The following is a 16,384-nucleotide window of genomic DNA, read 5'->3' on the forward strand; positions in this document are numbered from 1 at the left end:
AATAGTTTTTAAATCCTACATAAAACCAGCCCTTTTGGGCTGGTTTTTGTGATAGAATAGAGAAGAAGTAGCGTACCGTATTAATTAATTTTGGGAGGCAACATGTCTACATCTTTCAAAGGAACCGTGATGACTGTGATTGCTGGAATTGCCTGGGGGCTTTCTGGAGTGAGCGGGCAATATTTGATGGCCCACGGTTTTTCAGCTATCGTTTTAACCAATATTCGTTTACTAATTTCAGGTGCCGTCCTCCTTCTCTTTGCCTATCTGTCTGACAAGGAGAAGTTTGTTGCCTTTTTTAAGGATAAAAGTTCTTATATCTCTTTGATTCTTTTTGCCTTTTTTGGCTTGCTATTGACTCAGTTGACCTATCTGATTGCTATTGCAGAAACCAATGCTGGAACTGCAACAGTGCTTCAATACGTTTGCCCGGTTGGTGTTTTAGCCTATACCTGCATCAAGGATCGTGTTGGGCCTACTGTCTCTGAGATTGCTTCCATGTTACTAGCAATTGGGGGGACCTTCCTGATTGCCACCCATGGACAGTTGAATCAGCTGGCTATTACGCCCAAAGGTCTAGGCTGGGGCTTGTTTTCGGCCTTTGCCTACGCTCTCTATATCATTTTACCCCTCAATTTAATCAAAAAATGGGGAAGTATGTTGGTCATTGGGGTGGGCATGCTCTTGCCAGGGATTCTCATGCTTCCTTTTAGTGGCTTGGTATCCTTTCAAGGACACTATTCTTCAGATAACCTCTGGGCCCTCTTTGGCTTGATTGTGTTAGGAACCATTTTTGCATATACGGTCTTTCTTAAAGGAACCTCGATGGTAGGGGCAGTCAAGGGGAGTTTATTAGCTTCTATTGAGCCTATTTCCGCTGTATTTTTTGCCTATATAATCATGAACGATCAATTCTATGCGATTGATTTTATAGGGATGGGGATGATTTTGTTAGCAGTTCTTCTGATTTCTCTGAAAGACCTCATTATTCAAAAAGAAAAAGGAATTCTATAAAAAAAGATGCTGGGTGTTTGCCCAACATCTTTTTTAGGCCATTTGCCAGAAATAGTCGATGATATAGGTGAGACCATAAGTGTAGATGACCAGAGTAATCGGTTTACAGAGAATAATAATGGTCATATAGCGCTTAAAGGTCATATTGGTTAATCCAGCTAGCATGCAGAGAAAGTCCGCTGGACTGATAGGCCAGATCATCATGAAGATGAAGAAACGATCAAACCGCTTGTCTTCGTTGAGCCAGTTAATATACTTGTCGTAAGTCTTCTGGCTGACCATAGACTGGACAAATTTAGGCCCGTACATTCTTGCGAGGTGGAAGATGATGGCACAGCCGATGACGATGCCGATGTAGTTGTAGATGGTCCCAATGATGTGGCCATAGATAAAGACACCAGCAACAGATGTTAGAGCGCCAGGAATAATAGGGACCACAGTTTGAAGGATCTGAAGAAAGATAAAGAGAGGGGGTCCGAAGATACCTGCTTGGAGAATAAAAGCCGACAAAGTTTCTTTGGATTGGAGAATGCCAGCAAAGTAGGCCCAGATACAGAAAGCAAGGGTTGCCAGGGCCCCAATGATGGAGGACCAATTAATGATTTTTTGGAGGAGAGGGGAGACCTCCCTCAATTTTTTTTCTTTTGTTATCATAACTCTTCCGCGTATTTTTTTCTTCTACTATACCACGTTTTTGGAACTTTGTAACGATTTTGTCCATTTTAGGGAATATCAAAGAGATAGATTGGGTCCTCTTACAAAGGGGAGACAACGAAGCAAGTGCAAAATACGTCTATTTATGCTACAATGAAGAGAATATAAAAAATGGAGAAAAACGTGTCAATCGAAAATTACAAACCAGATTTTGCGGTGGAAGCAGCCTATGATCTCACCGTTGCAGATTTGAAAAAACAGGGTATTAAGGCGGTCCTTGTGGATTTGGATAACACCTTGATTGCTTGGAATAATCCGGATGGGACTCCCGAGATGCGCCAGTGGTTACATGACCTTCGTGATGGGGGGATTCGGGTCATCGTGGTGTCCAATAATAGTCCCAAACGGGTCAAGCGCGCTGTTGAGAAATTTGATATTGACTATGAAGCTTGGTCGCTTAAGCCCTTTACCTTTGGGATTGATCGGGCCCTCAAACGTTTCCACTATGAGAAAAATGAAGTGGTCATGGTCGGGGATCAACTGATGACGGATATCCGGGCTGCCCATCGAGCAGGCATTCGCTCGATTTTGGTCAAGCCTTTGGTTGAGCATGACTCCATCAAGACCCAGATCAACCGGGCGCGTGAACGCCGTGTCATGAAGCAAATGGCCGAAAAATATGGTCCGATTGTATACAAAAAAGGAATTTAAGAATGGAAGAATTATTCTGTATTGGCTGTGGAGCGCCCATTCAGACAGAAAATAAAGAGGGGCTAGGCTATACTCCCCAATCAGCTCTTGAAAAGGGCTTGGAAACAGGCGAAGTCTATTGCCAACGCTGTTTCCGTCTACGTCACTACAATGAAATCACAGATGTGCATCTGACAGATGATGATTTCCTAAAGCTCCTTCACGAAGTAGGCGATAGTGATGCTCTCGTGGTCAATGTAGTGGATATTTTTGACTTTAATGGCTCCGTCATTCCTTGCCTACCACGCTTTGTAGCAGGAAATGATGTCCTCTTGGTCGGAAATAAAAAGGACATCTTGCCTAAGTCAGTTAAAGATAGCAAGGTGACGCATTGGTTGATGGAGCGGGCCCACGAAGAAGGGATGCGTCCTGTCGATGTGGTCCTCACATCTGCCCAAAATAAGAGTGCTATCAAGGACTTGATGGAAAAGATTGAGCAGTACCGCAAAGGCCGTGACGTCTATGTGGTGGGTGTGACCAACGTTGGAAAATCAACCCTCATCAATGCGATCATCCAAGAAATCACTGGAGACAAGGATATCATTACAACCTCTCGCTTCCCAGGAACGACACTGGACAAGATCGAAATCCCACTGGACGATGGGTCCTATATCTACGATACACCAGGGATTATCCATCGCCACCAGATGGCTCATTACTTGACGGCAAAAAACCTCAAGTATGTTAGCCCTAAAAAAGAAATCAAGCCCAAGACTTATCAGCTCAATCCCGAGCAAACCCTCTTCTTGGGTGGCTTGGGACGCTTTGACTTTATTAAGGGGGAAAAGCAAGGCTTCACGGCCTTCTTTGATAACGAACTCAAGCTTCATCGAACCAAGCTAGAAGGAGCGACCGCCTTTTATAACAAGCATGTTGGTGGCTTGCTAACTCCACCTAATAGCAAAGAAAAAGAAGAGTTCCCACCCTTGGTTTCTCATGAGTTTACTATCAAGGACAAGACAGACCTCGTCATCTCTGGACTGGGCTGGATCCGCGTCAATGGAGAAGCCAAAGTAGCCGTCTGGGCACCAGAAGGCGTCGCCGTCGTTACCCGCAAAGCTATTATTTAAAAATTTGAAAGGAAATAGTTTCTTTATAGACTGGGCGAGTGCAACGAGCCTAGAAAGGATACTTTTCGCTGTGGTGAAAGCCTAAGTAGATATTTTACTACTTAGGCGCGGAAAATTTGAGACTTTAGGCTCAAATTTAAGTCATGGAACTCCGCTAGGAGGTCGCTGACGACCTCCACCACATCAGAAAAGTATCAAAAAAGAAACAATGAAAAAAGCATGACATTAACATCCAAACAACGGGCTTTCCTCAACAGCCAAGCCCACAGCCTCAAACCCATTATCCAAATTGGGAAAAACGGGCTTAATGACCAAATCAAAACCAGTGTGCGCCAAGCGCTAGATGCACGCGAACTGATCAAGGTGACCCTTCTTCAAAATACGGATGAGAATATCCATGAAGTAGCGGAAATCTTGGAAGAAGAAATCGGTGTGGATACGGTTCAAAAAATTGGACGCATCCTCATCTTATACAAACAATCAAGCAAAAAAGAAAACCGGAAGATTTCAGTCAAAGTAAAAGAAATCTAAGAGACACAGGAGAGCAGGTATATGGCCATTGAACTATTAACCCCCTTTACCAAGGTGGAGTTAGAGCCAGAAATCAAAGATAAGAAACGCAAACAAGTGGGAATCCTCGGAGGGAATTTCAATCCCGTCCATAATGCCCATCTTGTAGTTGCAGACCAAGTCCGCCAGCAACTAGGCTTGGACAAGGTCCTTCTCATGCCAGAATATGAGCCTCCGCATGTGGATAAAAAAGAAACCATTGATGAAGGCCATCGCTTGAAAATGCTGGAACTAGCCATTGATGGCATTGAAGGTCTGGAAATCGAGACGATTGAGCTAGAGCGTAAAGGGATTTCCTATACCTACGATACGATGAAGTTGCTCAATGAGCGAGACCCAGATACAGACTATTACTTCATCATTGGAGCGGATATGGTAGACTACCTGCCAAAATGGTATCGGATTGACGAATTAGTGGAGATGGTGCAGTTTGTCGGTGTTCAACGTCCCCGTTACAAGGCAGGAACCTCCTATCCTGTGATTTGGGTCGATGTTCCTCTTATGGACATCTCTTCTAGCATGGTGCGAGAGTTTATCGCCCAAGGTCGGACGCCCAATTTTATGTTGCCAAAGCCAGTCTTGGACTACATCAAGAAAGAAGGTTTGTATTAATGACCTATGAAAACTATCTCGGCTTTTCTCGCGAGGTCTTGCTTGAAAAAATGGGTCAAATCTTGCCAGAAAAACGCCTAACCCACTGTTTAGGGGTTGAGAAAGCTGCGCGTGACTTGGCCAAACGCTATGAAGCAGATGAAGAACAGGCTGGACTAGCAGGTTTGTTGCATGACTATGCCAAGAAATTATCGGATCAGGAATTTCTAGACTTGATTGATCGCTATAGTCTTGATCCAGAATTAAAAAACTGGGGCAATAACGTCTGGCATGGGATGGTTGGGATTTACAAGATCCAAGAAGATCTCGGACTGACAGATCCAGCCATTCTTCGGAGTATTGAGATTCATACAGTGGGGAGTAGTCAGATGTCAACCTTAGACAAGATTGTCTATGTGGCAGATTATATTGAACACAACCGGGCCTTTCCAGGAGTGGATCAGGCGCGCGACATCGCCCAAGTCTCCTTGGATCGTGCCGTGGCCTATGAGACGGCTCGCACAGTCGAACACCTGGCCCACCAAGGACTTCCCATTTATCCCCAAACCCTTGAAACCTACAATGCCTTTGTGAAGTATTTGAAAGAGGAGCAGTGAGTGAAGACAGCTTTTATCATTATTGATGTACAAAATATCTTAGTGGAAACAGGTTTTGAGACAGAAAAGCTCCTAGAGAAGATCGTTTATTTGCAGGATCAGGCTAGAAAACAGCAGATTGAAATCATCTACATTCAGCATATTGAAACGCCAGAGGCTTTAACCTCGGAAGATTGGCAATTATCTCCTCTGTTGAAAAGACAGGAGAATGAAAAGGTATTTCAGAAGCGATACAATAGCATGTTTAAGGAGACAGGATTAAAAGAATACTTGGATCAACAAGGAATTCAACAACTGGTCCTGTGTGGCATGCAGACAGAATATTGTGTCGATACATCCGTCAAAGTGGGGTTTGAATACGGCTACAAGCTGGTCATTCCAGAAGGAGCTGTCACAACCTTTGATGGAGAGGATATTCCGGCAGAAACGCTTAATGAATTTTATGAAAATATTTGGGCAGAACGTTTTGCGGATGTCTTAGATTACAAATCAATTTTTTAAGGAAAGAGGACTAAATGAAAGAAAAAGAATTACTTGAACTTGTTGTTAAAGCTGCCGATGAAAAGCGTGCAGAAGACATTGTCGCTTTGGATGTTCAAAGCTTGACCAGCGTGACAGATTACTTTGTCATCGCAAGCTCTATGAATAGCCGTCAGTTGGAGGCTATCGCTGAAAATATTCGCGAGAAGGTCGTTGAAGCTGGTGGCAATGCCAGCCACGTCGAAGGTGATTCAGCTGGAGGTTGGGTCCTTCTTGACTTAGGTGGTGTGGTGGTCCATGTCTTCTCAGAAGAAATGCGTACCCACTATAACCTAGAAAAGCTTTGGCACGAAGCAAGTGCTGTTGATCTTTCAGCAACCCTAGCATAAGCAGGTAAACTCAGTTGGTAGCAACTGAGTTTTGTTGGTTAAATTGAAATTCTATGGAAAGAAAGGATGGAGCCTTGTGCTTGGTTAGGTTTCTAACTGAACACGAGCTAAAAGCTGTGAGAAAAAGAGGAACTTCCTTTGTATCTGACGATACGGCAGAAAGTTTCCTATTTTCTCTTTGCTTTTAACGCTCTTTGTATCTTGATTTATGGCGACTTATGAAACCTTTGCGGCGGTCTATGATGCGGTCATGGATGACAGTCTGTATGATTTGTGGACGGATTTTTCTCTCCGGCATCTCGCTAAAAGCAAGGATCGGAAAAAATTACTGGAATTGGCTTGTGGGACTGGGATTCAGTCTGTTCGCTTTTCTCAAGCTGGATTTGATGTGACGGGGTTAGACCTGAGTGCTGACATGCTGAAAATTGCTGAAAAAAGAGCTGCTTCAGCTAAGCAGAAGATTGATTTTATCGAGGGCAATATGCTGGACCTGTCGCAAGCAGGCACTTATGATTTCGTGACCTGCTACTCGGATTCTATCTGCTATATGCAGGACGAGGTAGAAGTAGGAGACGTCTTTAAGGAAGTCTATAATGTCCTCAATGAAGGTGGAGTCTTTATTTTTGATGTCCATTCGACCTACCAGACAGATGAGGTCTTCCCAGGCTATTCTTATCATGAAAATGCGGAAGACTTTGCCATGCTTTGGGATACCTACGAGGATGAAGCCCCTCACTCGATCGTCCATGAGCTGACCTTCTTTGTCCAAGAAGAAGATGGATCCTTTAGTCGGCACGATGAAGTTCATGAGGAACGCACTTATGAAGTTTTAACCTATGACATCTTATTGGAGCAGGCTGGCTTTAAATCTTTCAAATTGTTCGCAGACTTTGAAGATAAGGAGCCAACAAAGACCAGCAAACGTTGGTTCTTCGTAGCACAGAAGTAGGCCAGCATGACAGTTACAGGAATTATTGCAGAATTTAATCCCTTTCACAATGGACACAAGTACCTGCTAGAACAGGCAGAAGGGGTGAAAATCGTCGCCATGTCTGGGAATTTTGTCCAACGTGGTGAACCTGCCATTGTAGACAAATGGGCACGGGCCCAGATGGCTTTGGAAAATGGAGCAGACCTGGTGGTCGAGCTCCCCTTTCTCGTGGCTGTTCAATCGGCGGATCATTTTGCCAAGGGAGCGGTAGAAATCTTATCCCGTCTAGGAATCGACCAATTGGCCTTTGGGACAGAAGAAGTCATAGATTACCAAGCGATTGCGACAGTCTACTCGGAGAATGAGGCGGAAATGGAAGCTTTCTTGCGAAGCCTTCCTGACGATTTATCCTATCCACAAAAGACCCAAAAAATGTGGGAAACCTTTGCTGGAGTGGAGTTCACAGGAGAGACTCCCAATCATATCCTGGGTTTGGCCTATGCCAAGGCTTGTGCTGGGAAGGGAATTGCGCTCAAGTCCGTCCAGCGCCAGGGAGCAGGCTACCATTCAGAAGAAAAAGAAGTGGCCTATGCTTCTGCGACTAGTCTACGCCTACACAAGGAAGATCAGGACTTTGTCGCTAAATTCATGCCCAATAGTCAACTCTTTCAGTCGGCTCCACAGGTATCTTGGGAGGATTATGACCAACTGCTCCGTTATCAAATCCTAACCCATCCAGATCTGACACAGATCTTTCAGGTCAATGAGGAACTGGCCAACCGGATAAAGGAGGCCGTTCGAAGTGCTAGCTCTGTGGAGGACTTAGTTGAGAAAGTCGCAACCAAGCGCTATACCAAAGCGCGCGTGCGCCGCATCTTTACCTACATCTTGGTAGGGGCGATGGATCAGGCTCTTCCCGACGCCATTCGTGTCTTAGGTTTTTCCGCAAAGGGACAAGCTCATCTCAAAGGCTTGAAAAAATCAGTAGAAATCGTGACCCGAATCGGTAAGGAACCTTGGGATGCTTTGACCCAACAAGCTGATCAGGTGTATCAACTAGGCCATCCTGCACTTAAGGAACAAAATTTTGGACGCGTCCCAGTGATTGTTTTGTAAAGAAAACTTTTATCTAAACTAAAAAGATAGAAGTAGAAGCATATAAAAACAGAAAAAGGAATCTTCTTTTATGAGAACGAAAAAATCAATCTTACTTTCCCTCTTGGCTATAATTGCCCTCGGCCTAGGTGCTTGCTCGAGCATTAACCATCAAGGAAATAGTGCTCAGAAAAAAACAAGTCAAAGTTCACGTAAAACCGAGGATATAACAAGTCTTTTAGAAGAAATCGAGACCACTAATAAAAAAATGACTAGTGTTCGTCAGAAAACGGATATAAGTGGTTCATTAAATACAAAAGAAGAAACTATTCAAAAAAAACAAAAAATGACTTCACAAGTTATCTATAAGACTGAAAAGCAAGAAGTAGAGATGGCATACATTAGTGTTAAGACTTTGGAGAATGGAGAAGAAAATTTTAAAGAACTCTTGATGCCGGGTGGTGAAATGACTCCAATGTATACCCGTTATAATAAAAGTGGGGAATGGGATAAGGAGATTTATGGAAAAGACGGTAAATATATTGTTAACCCGGATTATTTCCAGCTCTTAAAGGGTTTGAATGAACTAACAGAAGATTTAGCTCTAGAAGAAACGGATGACGCTTATGTCTTCAAGTTGAAAAATAAGGATGCTGACTTAATAAGCATTTATGAAGACGAGTTCCAGTTTAACTTATCACAATTCCCTGATTCAAAATACAAGAATGATTTGATCGTAAAGATTGACAAAAAAACTAAATTCCTTAAAGAATTCAAGATGACAGTATCTACTTTAAGTAATAAAGGATTACTGACGATCAAGAGTGAAACGACATACTCAGACTGGAACTTGGTTGAAAAGGAAGACATTCCAACTATCACTGACGAGAAGAATGAACAATAAGTTGCTATGTTGAGCTTCGCTATTTCCAAAGGCAAAGTTCATAAGATACCAGTCAATAGGAAATGTAAGATTAGGATCTACAAGTAAACATCTTCTTTTCTGTTAAAGAAAAGATATAGAAGAGAACGAATTCTACTATTTTTCTTAGTGATTTTTCATGGTTACTGTGTTATAATAATGAAGATTAAAATGTAAACTATTAAAAGGAGAACCTCCAATGGGACGTAAATGGGCCAATATTGTGGCAAAGAAAACTGCCAAAGATGGCGCTAACTCAAAAGTATATGCGAAATTCGGAGTAGAAATCTATGTAGCCGCTAAAAAAGGTGAGCCAGATCCAGAATTGAATACTGCTTTGAAATTCGTTATCGACCGTGCTAAACAAGCGCAAGTGCCAAAACACGTAATTGATAAAGCGATCGATAAGGCAAAAGGGAATACAGACGAAACCTTTACAGAAGGACGTTACGAAGGATTTGGACCAAATGGTTCCATGTTGATCGTTGATACCTTGACATCAAATGTTAACCGTACAGCTGCGAATGTCCGGGCTGCCTTCGGTAAAAACGGTGGAAACATGGGAGCTTCTGGTTCTGTATCTTACCTCTTTGACAACAAGGGGGTCATCGTCTTTGCGGGTGATGATGCGGATGCCATCTTTGAGCTTTTATTGGAAGCAGATGTGGATGTAGATGATGTTGAAGCAGAAGAAGGAACAATTACTGTTTACACTGCTCCAACTGACCTTCACAAAGCGATCGTTGCTTTGCGTGAATCTGGTATCGAAGAATTCCAAGTAACCGAATTGGAAATGATTCCTCAATCAGAAGTTGAGTTATCAGGTGAAGATTTGGAAACATTTGAAAAACTCTACAGCGTTCTTGAAGACGACGAAGACGTACAAAAAATCTACACAAACGTGGATGGATTCTAATAGAAATAGACCTTTGAAGATAATTTCTTCAAAGGTTTTTTTCTTGAGGTTTGGCATTTTTAGGAAGGAAAGCAGAGGACACAACAATAACGATATAGTTCCTGGCTATAACTGAGAGAAAAAAATAGGAATTAGACGAATAGGGGAGGCAGTGATAGAATAGAACTATGCTAGAAAGGGGACGAGAAATGGTATCATTTTCCTATGAACATCTAGTGCCCATTCGGCATTACGTGCATCAGCATCCAGAGTTATCTGGACAAGAATACCAAACCACAGCTTATCTCAAAGCCTATTTGGAAAAGCTAGGTGTACGCATTTTAAACAGTGGATTAAAGACCGGTCTGATTGCTGAGATCGGAAGCGGTCAACCAGTCATTGCCCTTCGCGCAGATATTGATGCCCTTCCAATTCAGGAAAACACGGGTCTCGACTACCAAAGTCAAAACCCTGGTGTCATGCATGCCTGTGGCCATGATTTCCATCAGGTGAGCCTATTAGGGGCTGCAGAAGTCCTAAAAGGTATGGAAACAGACTTAAAGGGAACGGTTCGGTTGATTTTTCAGCCGGCTGAGGAGACTTCTGAAGGAGCATCTGCGGTATTAGCGACCGGGCTCCTAGAGAATGTACAGGCCATCCTTGGATTTCACAACATGCCGTCATTGCCTGCGGGTCAGTTGGCCCTGCGTCCAGGCGCCATGATGGCGGGTGTTGAAAAGTTCAAGGTGACTGTCACTGGGGTGAGCAGTCATGCAGCTCGACCGGATCTCGGTTTGGATACGGTTGTAGCAATCACTAGTATGGTCCAGCAGTTGCAGACCTTGGTTTCGCGTACGGTTTCGCCATTTGAGACAGCTGTCCTATCGGTGACCCATATCGAAGCTGGTTCAACCTGGAATGTTCTTCCCAAGTATGGTTACTTTGAAGGAACCATTCGAACCTTTAATCCGGATCTCCAGAGACGCCTCAAGGCGGATTTCATTCGCGTGATTGAGCAAATCTCTAACAGTACCGGAGTCATGGTCCAATTTGATTGGGGCAAGACACCACCGGTTACCTATAATGATAAGGCCCTGGCTAAAAAAGTTTTTCGCTGGTCCAAGTCTTTTGCAGAAGTTGTCGAGGCCCAGCCATCGACAGCGGGTGAAGATTTTGCTTTCTATCAAGAGAAAATCCCAGGAGTCTTTGCTTTTATCGGATCGAATGGTGCAGCGGATGCACCGGATCTCCACCATGATAGCATGGTCATAGATGATGCTGCTTTTGCAGTATCAGTTCCATATTACGTAGAAAATGCCCTCGCTTTGCTGAAAAAATTTTCAACCAAATGAGACGTGATAGGTAAAACTTATCACTGCCATAAAGAAAATATAATACCCAAGAGTCAGGAATTTTGATATGATGGAAAAAGCTGTTTTTTTAAAGAGGAATAAACAATTTTAGTGAAAAAGGAGAACAAATGAAATTGAATAAATTCATCAAATATGTTGGTTTGAGTCTTGTGGGCTTAGTAGCAGTTGGGACTTTGGTAGCCTGCTCATCCAAGTCATCAAGTAAATCAAGCGGAAAACGGACCATTGAAGTCGCAACAGTTGGAACAACCAAACCCTTCACCTATGATAAGGACGGGGAATTGACTGGTTATGAAATCGAAGTCATGCGTGAAATCTTCAAAGGTTCAGATAAGTATGAAGTCAACTTTAATAAGACAGAGTGGTCTTCTATCTTTGCGGGCTTAGACGGTGATCGTTACCAGATCGGTGTCAGCAACCTTAGCTACGATAAAAAACGTGCGGAAAAATACTTGTACCCAAATCCTTACGCTAAGAACCCAGTGGTCTTAGTGGTTCGCAAAGATTCAGGGATCAAGTCACTGGACGATATTGGTGGCAAGTCTACAGAGGTCATCCAAGGAACTTCTACAGCGAAACAATTGGAAGCATACAATGAAGAGCATAAGGATAATCCAACAGAGCTCAAATATACAGATGGAACGATTCAATCTATTCTTGCTAATTTGAGCGATGGCCGTTCAGATTATAAGATTTTTGAACGTTTGACAGTTGAAGCCTTAATCAAGGACCAAGGGTTGGATAATTTGGAAGTGATTGAACTTCCAAGTGATCAACAACCATACGTTTACCCAATCCTTGCCAAAGGTGAGAAAGAATTGGAAACCTTCGTCAACAAACGGATCAAAGAGTTGTACGAAGACGGGACACTTGAAAAGTTGTCTAAGAAGTACTTTGGTGGAACCTACCTTCCAGAAGCTTCTGATATTAAATAAGGTTATTTAAAAACATCATAAGGAGAAAGAACATGAAATTAACAAAACTTTTTGGTGTAGCAGCTCTTGCTACCGTTGCAACCTTTGCCTTAGCAGCATGTGGGTCTTCAAAATCATCTAAATCATCTGATAAAGATGGTGTGACAACTGTTAAAGTTGGGGTGATGAACTTAAGTGATACAGAAGAAGCACGTTGGAAAGAAGTGCAAAAGAACTTAGATGATGCAAAAGCAAACATCAAATTGGAATTCACTCAGTTTACAGACTACTCACAACCAAACCAAGCTGTTCGTGATGGTGATGTGGATATCAACGCTTTCCAACATTACAACTACCTTGAAAACTGGAACAAAGAAAACAGCGCAGACCTAGTTTCTGTGGCAGATACTTACATTGCGCCAATCCGTCTTTACTCTGGTACAAAAGATGGGAAAAATAAATACACTGATGTGAAAGACATTCCTGAAAAAGGAACCATTGCAGTACCAAACGACCCAACAAACGAAAGCCGTGCTTTGTATGTATTGGAATCAGCTGGTTTGATCAAGTTGGATACAAAAGATGGGGAATTGGCTACCATCAGCAACATCAAAGACAATCCAAAGAACTTGACAATTTCTGAGTTGGACGCTTCTCAAACAGCTTCTTCACTTCCATCAGTTGATGCAGCAATCATTAACAACACCTTTGTTCGTGAAGCAGGTATTGATTACAAGAAAGCTCTCTTTGTAGAAAAAGCAAACAGCAACTCTAAACAATGGTACAACTTGATTGCAGCTAAGAAAGATTGGAAATCATCTGATAAAGCCAAAGCAATCGAAGCCATTATTAAAGCCTACCATACTGACAACGTGAAGAAAGTCATCGAAGAATCTTCAGACGGTATGGACCAACCAGTTTGGTAATTGAGAGGATGAATAGAGAGGTGGAGAAGGTTTTCTCTACCTCTTATCGTGTATAGTAGGAGGAAATGATGTCCAATCCAAGAGAGACAGAACAAATACGCAAATTTGAAAATGATGAGGTGGCTCAGCATTATTTTGAAGTCCTGAGGACCCTCATTTCCAAGCGCTCCATTTTTGCCCAGCAGATTGGCTTAAAGGAAGTGGCGACCTATTTGGGAGAAATTTTCACAGCTGCAGGAGCTAAGGTAACTGTGGATGACAGTTACACAGCGCCATTTGTCATTGCTAAATTTGTTTCACCCAATCCGGACGCGAAGACCATCATTTTCTACAACCATTACGATACTGTTCCAGCAGATGGCGACCAACCTTGGACGAGTGATCCCTTTACGCTGTCGGTCCATTACGGGACCATGTATGGTCGAGGGGTAGATGATGACAAGGGGCATATTACAGCACGGTTAACGGCTATTCGCAAATATATCCGTGAGAATGGCGACCTGCCAGTCAACATTACCTTTATCATCGAAGGAGCAGAAGAATCTGCTTCGACCGACCTGGATAAGTATCTAGCCAAACACAAAAAACACTTGCGTGGGGCAGATCTCTTAGTCTGGGAACAAGGGACTCGTAACCAACAAGGGGAACTGGAAATCTCCGGTGGCAACAAGGGGATTGTTACCTTTGACATGGTGGTCAAAAGTGCAGATGTGGATATCCATTCCAGCTATGGTGGAGTGGTGGAATCAGCATCTTGGTATCTACTCAATGGTTTGTCCAGTCTTCGAGATAAAGACGGTCGTATCCTGGTGGATGGCCTCTATGACTTGATTGAGGAACCTAACGAGCGGGAACTGGCCCTGATTGATCGGTATGCCAATAAAACGGCAGACGATGTGACAGAAATCTACAATCTCCAATTGCCTATCTTGAAAGAGGAACGAAGTGAGTTCTTAAAACGTTTTTATTTTGAGCCAGCTATGAACATTGAAGGCTTGGGAACAGGGTATCAGGGTCAAGGAGTCAAGACGATTCTGCCTGCAGAAGCTCGAGCCAAGATGGAAGTTCGGTTGGTGCCAGGCTTGGAGCCTAAACAAGTCTTGGAGTTGATTCGTAAACAATTGAATCAGAATGGCTTTGAGAAGATTGAACTTGTTTTCACACTAGGGGAAATGAGCTATCGGAGTGATATGAGTGCACCGTCCATTCTCAACGTGATAGATTTGGCCAAACGCTTTTATCCAGAAGGGGTCTGTGTCCTTCCGACAACTGCAGGTACTGGTCCCATGTATACGGTCTTTGAGGCCTTGCAAGTTCCAATGGCTGCCTTTGGTATCGGAAATGCCAATAGTCGAGATCATGGTGGGGATGAGAATGTGAAAATTGCAGACTACTATACCCATATTGAATTAATTAAGGAGTTAATCACAAGTTATGAGTAAAGAAATTATCAAACTGGACCATATCGATGTTACCTTTCATCAGAAAAAACGTGAAATTGCAGCCGTGAAGGATGTGACCATTCACATCAATGAAGGGGATATTTACGGGATTGTTGGGTATTCTGGTGCAGGGAAGTCAACTCTTGTACGGGTCATCAATCTCTTGCAAGTACCGTCAGCAGGTACTATCACCGTAGATGGTGATGTCATCTATCAAGATCGGGTGACCTTGAATGCTGCGGCTTTACGCCAAAAACGCCGAGACATTGGTATGATTTTCCAACACTTCAATCTAATGGCCCAAATGACCGCTGCTGAAAATGTGGCCTTTGCCCTTAAGCATTCAAATTTGTCTAAAGAGCAAAAGGCTGAAAAAGTAGCCAAGTTGTTGGAACTAGTTGGACTGTCAGATCGGGCAGACAACTATCCTGCTCAATTGTCGGGTGGACAAAAACAACGGGTGGCGATTGCGCGTGCGCTCGCCAACGATCCAAAGATTTTGATTTCTGACGAATCAACATCTGCCCTAGATCCAAAAACGACCAAACAAATCCTTGCTCTTCTGCAAGAGTTGAATCAGAAGTTGGGCTTGACAGTGGTCTTGATTACCCACGAAATGCAGATCGTTAAAGATATTGCCAATCGGGTGGCTGTTATGCAAAATGGTGAATTGATTGAAGAAGGTTCTGTTTTAGATATCTTCTCAAATCCTAAGAATGAATTGACGCAAGACTTCATCACAACAGCAACAGGAATTGATGAAGCTATGGTGAAAATCAACCAGCAACAAATTGTTAAGCAATTGCCAGCGGATTCTGTTTTAGCCCATTTGAAATATTCTGGTTCGGTGACAGACACAGCGATTATCAACGATATTTATAAACAGTACCAAGTGTCTGCAAATATTCTACACGGAAATATTGAAATTTTGGATCATACCCCTGTTGGAGAGTTGGTTGTTATCCTGACTGGAGAAGCAGCCAACCTATCTGCAGCGCAACGGGATCTACAAGCGGCAGGTGTTTCTGTTCGTGTCTTAAAAGAAGGGAGTAATGCATGATTGACTTTATTCAAACCTATCTACCAAATGTTTACCGGATGGGCTGGAGTGGCCAAGCTGGATGGGGAACAGCGATTTATCTGACCCTTTACATGACCTTTATCTCTTTTGTGATTGGTGGTTTATTGGGACTCATTGCAGGATTATTATTAGTCTTGACAGCACCAGGTGGGATTATCGAGAATAAATTGGTTTTCCATATCTTGGATAAAATCACTTCCATCTTCCGTGCGATTCCATTTATCATCTTGCTAGCCTTAATTAATCCCTTCACTCGTATGATTGTCGGAACTGGGATTGGTCCTACAGCAGCCTTAGTTCCCCTATCCTTAGCTGTCTTTCCTTTCTTTGCTCGCCAAGTTCAAGTCGTTTTGTCTGAGCTTGACCGAGGTGTGATTGAAGCAGCTCAAGCCAGTGGGGCAACATTTTGGGATATTGTTGGTGTCTATCTTCGTGAAGGTCTTCCAGATTTGATTCGTGTCACAACTGTTACCCTTATTTCCTTGGTTGGTGAAACAGCCATGGCGGGAGCGATTGGAGCGGGAGGTCTCGGAAATGTAGCTATTTCCTATGGTTACCAACGCTTTAATAATGATGTCACCTTACTAGCAACCTTCTTGATTCTGCTTTTGATCTTCTTTATTCAGTTTATCGGTGATTTCTTGACCAAGAAAATTAGTCACCGGTAAGG

19 protein-coding genes are annotated in these 16,384 nt (G+C 43.0%); 18 read left to right on the forward strand and 1 reads right to left on the reverse strand.

Going from position 1 to position 16,384, the window contains the following annotated elements; genetic code table 11:
• Positions 1-102 precede the first annotated feature (102 nt).
• Positions 103-1,014 (forward strand): DMT family transporter, encoded by a 912-nt coding sequence (locus I2C87_RS00475; protein ID WP_129822418.1) that lies wholly within the window; start codon positions 103-105, stop codon positions 1,012-1,014.
• 33 nt (positions 1,015-1,047) lie between these two features.
• On the opposite strand, the gene I2C87_RS00480 is transcribed toward I2C87_RS00475, so the two are convergent.
• Positions 1,048-1,668: a TVP38/TMEM64 family protein gene (locus I2C87_RS00480; protein WP_129822417.1), complete on the reverse strand. Its 621-nt coding sequence runs from the start codon at positions 1,666-1,668 to the stop codon at positions 1,048-1,050.
• Positions 1,669-1,851: 183 nt separating this feature from the next.
• Here I2C87_RS00480 and I2C87_RS00485 point away from each other — a divergent pair, with 183 nt between their 5' ends.
• The 17 genes from I2C87_RS00485 to I2C87_RS00565 all read left to right on the forward strand — a co-directional run bounded on the left by I2C87_RS00485 (position 1,852) and on the right by I2C87_RS00565 (position 16,382).
• Positions 1,852-2,379, forward strand: coding sequence for a YqeG family HAD IIIA-type phosphatase (locus I2C87_RS00485; protein ID WP_045759146.1), 528 nt, complete (start codon positions 1,852-1,854; stop codon positions 2,377-2,379).
• Between the two features lie 2 nt (positions 2,380-2,381).
• Positions 2,382-3,488, forward strand: coding sequence for a ribosome biogenesis GTPase YqeH (yqeH, locus tag I2C87_RS00490; protein ID WP_195323655.1), 1,107 nt, complete (start codon positions 2,382-2,384; stop codon positions 3,486-3,488).
• A gap of 219 nt (positions 3,489-3,707) precedes the next feature.
• Positions 3,708-4,019, forward strand: coding sequence for a ribosome assembly RNA-binding protein YhbY (yhbY, locus tag I2C87_RS00495; RefSeq protein ID WP_006595720.1), 312 nt, complete (start codon positions 3,708-3,710; stop codon positions 4,017-4,019).
• Between the two features lie 21 nt (positions 4,020-4,040).
• Complete coding sequence (locus I2C87_RS00500; RefSeq protein WP_129270137.1) at positions 4,041-4,670, forward strand: nicotinate-nucleotide adenylyltransferase; 630 nt, start codon at positions 4,041-4,043, stop codon at positions 4,668-4,670.
• The gene (gene yqeK, locus I2C87_RS00505) at positions 4,670-5,266 is read left to right on the forward strand and encodes a bis(5'-nucleosyl)-tetraphosphatase (symmetrical) YqeK (RefSeq protein WP_195323656.1); all 597 of its coding nucleotides are present in this window, start codon (positions 4,670-4,672) and stop codon (positions 5,264-5,266) included. Before I2C87_RS00500 ends, yqeK begins: the two co-directional genes overlap by 1 nt.
• Positions 5,267-5,767, forward strand: a complete 501-nt coding sequence (locus tag I2C87_RS00510) for a cysteine hydrolase family protein (RefSeq protein WP_195323657.1) — start codon at positions 5,267-5,269, stop codon at positions 5,765-5,767.
• Positions 5,768-5,781: 14 nt separating this feature from the next.
• Entirely contained in the window at positions 5,782-6,135 is a 354-nt protein-coding gene (gene rsfS / locus I2C87_RS00515; protein ID WP_129270143.1) for a ribosome silencing factor, read from the forward strand.
• Between the two features lie 208 nt (positions 6,136-6,343).
• Entirely contained in the window at positions 6,344-7,084 is a 741-nt protein-coding gene (locus I2C87_RS00520) for a class I SAM-dependent DNA methyltransferase (protein WP_129270145.1), read from the forward strand.
• A gap of 6 nt (positions 7,085-7,090) precedes the next feature.
• Positions 7,091-8,182 carry a nucleotidyltransferase gene (locus tag I2C87_RS00525; RefSeq protein WP_195323658.1) on the forward strand — a complete coding sequence of 364 codons (1,092 nt, stop codon included), beginning with the start codon at positions 7,091-7,093 and terminating at the stop codon, positions 8,180-8,182.
• Positions 8,183-8,252: 70 nt separating this feature from the next.
• Positions 8,253-9,065, forward strand: coding sequence for a hypothetical protein (locus I2C87_RS00530; protein WP_048789828.1), 813 nt, complete (start codon positions 8,253-8,255; stop codon positions 9,063-9,065).
• Positions 9,066-9,282: 217 nt separating this feature from the next.
• Positions 9,283-9,999, forward strand: a complete 717-nt coding sequence (locus I2C87_RS00535) for a YebC/PmpR family DNA-binding transcriptional regulator (protein ID WP_006146163.1) — start codon at positions 9,283-9,285, stop codon at positions 9,997-9,999.
• 188 nt (positions 10,000-10,187) lie between these two features.
• Positions 10,188-11,330, forward strand: coding sequence for an amidohydrolase (locus tag I2C87_RS00540; protein ID WP_125334845.1), 1,143 nt, complete (start codon positions 10,188-10,190; stop codon positions 11,328-11,330).
• Between the two features lie 128 nt (positions 11,331-11,458).
• A complete protein-coding gene (locus tag I2C87_RS00545) occupies positions 11,459-12,286 on the forward strand; it encodes an amino acid ABC transporter substrate-binding protein (protein ID WP_195323659.1) in 828 nt (275 codons plus the stop codon).
• 32 nt (positions 12,287-12,318) lie between these two features.
• Positions 12,319-13,191, forward strand: coding sequence for a MetQ/NlpA family ABC transporter substrate-binding protein (locus I2C87_RS00550; protein ID WP_023024186.1), 873 nt, complete (start codon positions 12,319-12,321; stop codon positions 13,189-13,191).
• A gap of 68 nt (positions 13,192-13,259) precedes the next feature.
• Positions 13,260-14,633, forward strand: coding sequence for a M20/M25/M40 family metallo-hydrolase (locus tag I2C87_RS00555; RefSeq protein ID WP_048716514.1), 1,374 nt, complete (start codon positions 13,260-13,262; stop codon positions 14,631-14,633).
• Positions 14,626-15,693: a methionine ABC transporter ATP-binding protein gene (locus I2C87_RS00560; protein ID WP_126404728.1), complete on the forward strand. Its 1,068-nt coding sequence runs from the start codon at positions 14,626-14,628 to the stop codon at positions 15,691-15,693. Before I2C87_RS00555 ends, I2C87_RS00560 begins: the two co-directional genes overlap by 8 nt.
• Positions 15,690-16,382, forward strand: coding sequence for a methionine ABC transporter permease (locus I2C87_RS00565; protein ID WP_006595735.1), 693 nt, complete (start codon positions 15,690-15,692; stop codon positions 16,380-16,382). Before I2C87_RS00560 ends, I2C87_RS00565 begins: the two co-directional genes overlap by 4 nt.
• Positions 16,383-16,384: the final 2 nt, after the last annotated feature.

It is taken from the genome of Streptococcus sp. 1001283B150225_161107_H12 (assembly GCF_015552665.1).
In the GTDB taxonomy this organism is placed as follows: domain Bacteria; phylum Bacillota; class Bacilli; order Lactobacillales; family Streptococcaceae; genus Streptococcus.

Coding starts and splice junctions, on each gene's coding strand:
- I2C87_RS00520 (WP_129270145.1), top strand. CDS start 6,344: ATGGCGACTTATGAAACCTTTGCGGCGGTCTATGATGCGGTCATGGAT.
- I2C87_RS00550 (WP_023024186.1), top strand. CDS start 12,319: ATGAAATTAACAAAACTTTTTGGTGTAGCAGCTCTTGCTACCGTTGCA.
- I2C87_RS00560 (WP_126404728.1), top strand. CDS start 14,626: ATGAGTAAAGAAATTATCAAACTGGACCATATCGATGTTACCTTTCAT.
- rsfS (WP_129270143.1), top strand. CDS start 5,782: ATGAAAGAAAAAGAATTACTTGAACTTGTTGTTAAAGCTGCCGATGAA.
- yhbY (WP_006595720.1), top strand. CDS start 3,708: ATGACATTAACATCCAAACAACGGGCTTTCCTCAACAGCCAAGCCCAC.
- I2C87_RS00500 (WP_129270137.1), top strand. CDS start 4,041: ATGGCCATTGAACTATTAACCCCCTTTACCAAGGTGGAGTTAGAGCCA.
- I2C87_RS00545 (WP_195323659.1), top strand. CDS start 11,459: ATGAAATTGAATAAATTCATCAAATATGTTGGTTTGAGTCTTGTGGGC.
- I2C87_RS00525 (WP_195323658.1), top strand. CDS start 7,091: ATGACAGTTACAGGAATTATTGCAGAATTTAATCCCTTTCACAATGGA.
- yqeH (WP_195323655.1), top strand. CDS start 2,382: ATGGAAGAATTATTCTGTATTGGCTGTGGAGCGCCCATTCAGACAGAA.
- I2C87_RS00565 (WP_006595735.1), top strand. CDS start 15,690: ATGATTGACTTTATTCAAACCTATCTACCAAATGTTTACCGGATGGGC.
- yqeK (WP_195323656.1), top strand. CDS start 4,670: ATGACCTATGAAAACTATCTCGGCTTTTCTCGCGAGGTCTTGCTTGAA.
- I2C87_RS00540 (WP_125334845.1), top strand. CDS start 10,188: ATGGTATCATTTTCCTATGAACATCTAGTGCCCATTCGGCATTACGTG.
- I2C87_RS00480 (WP_129822417.1), bottom strand. CDS start 1,668: ATGATAACAAAAGAAAAAAAATTGAGGGAGGTCTCCCCTCTCCTCCAA.
- I2C87_RS00555 (WP_048716514.1), top strand. CDS start 13,260: ATGTCCAATCCAAGAGAGACAGAACAAATACGCAAATTTGAAAATGAT.
- I2C87_RS00475 (WP_129822418.1), top strand. CDS start 103: ATGTCTACATCTTTCAAAGGAACCGTGATGACTGTGATTGCTGGAATT.
- I2C87_RS00535 (WP_006146163.1), top strand. CDS start 9,283: ATGGGACGTAAATGGGCCAATATTGTGGCAAAGAAAACTGCCAAAGAT.
- I2C87_RS00530 (WP_048789828.1), top strand. CDS start 8,253: ATGAGAACGAAAAAATCAATCTTACTTTCCCTCTTGGCTATAATTGCC.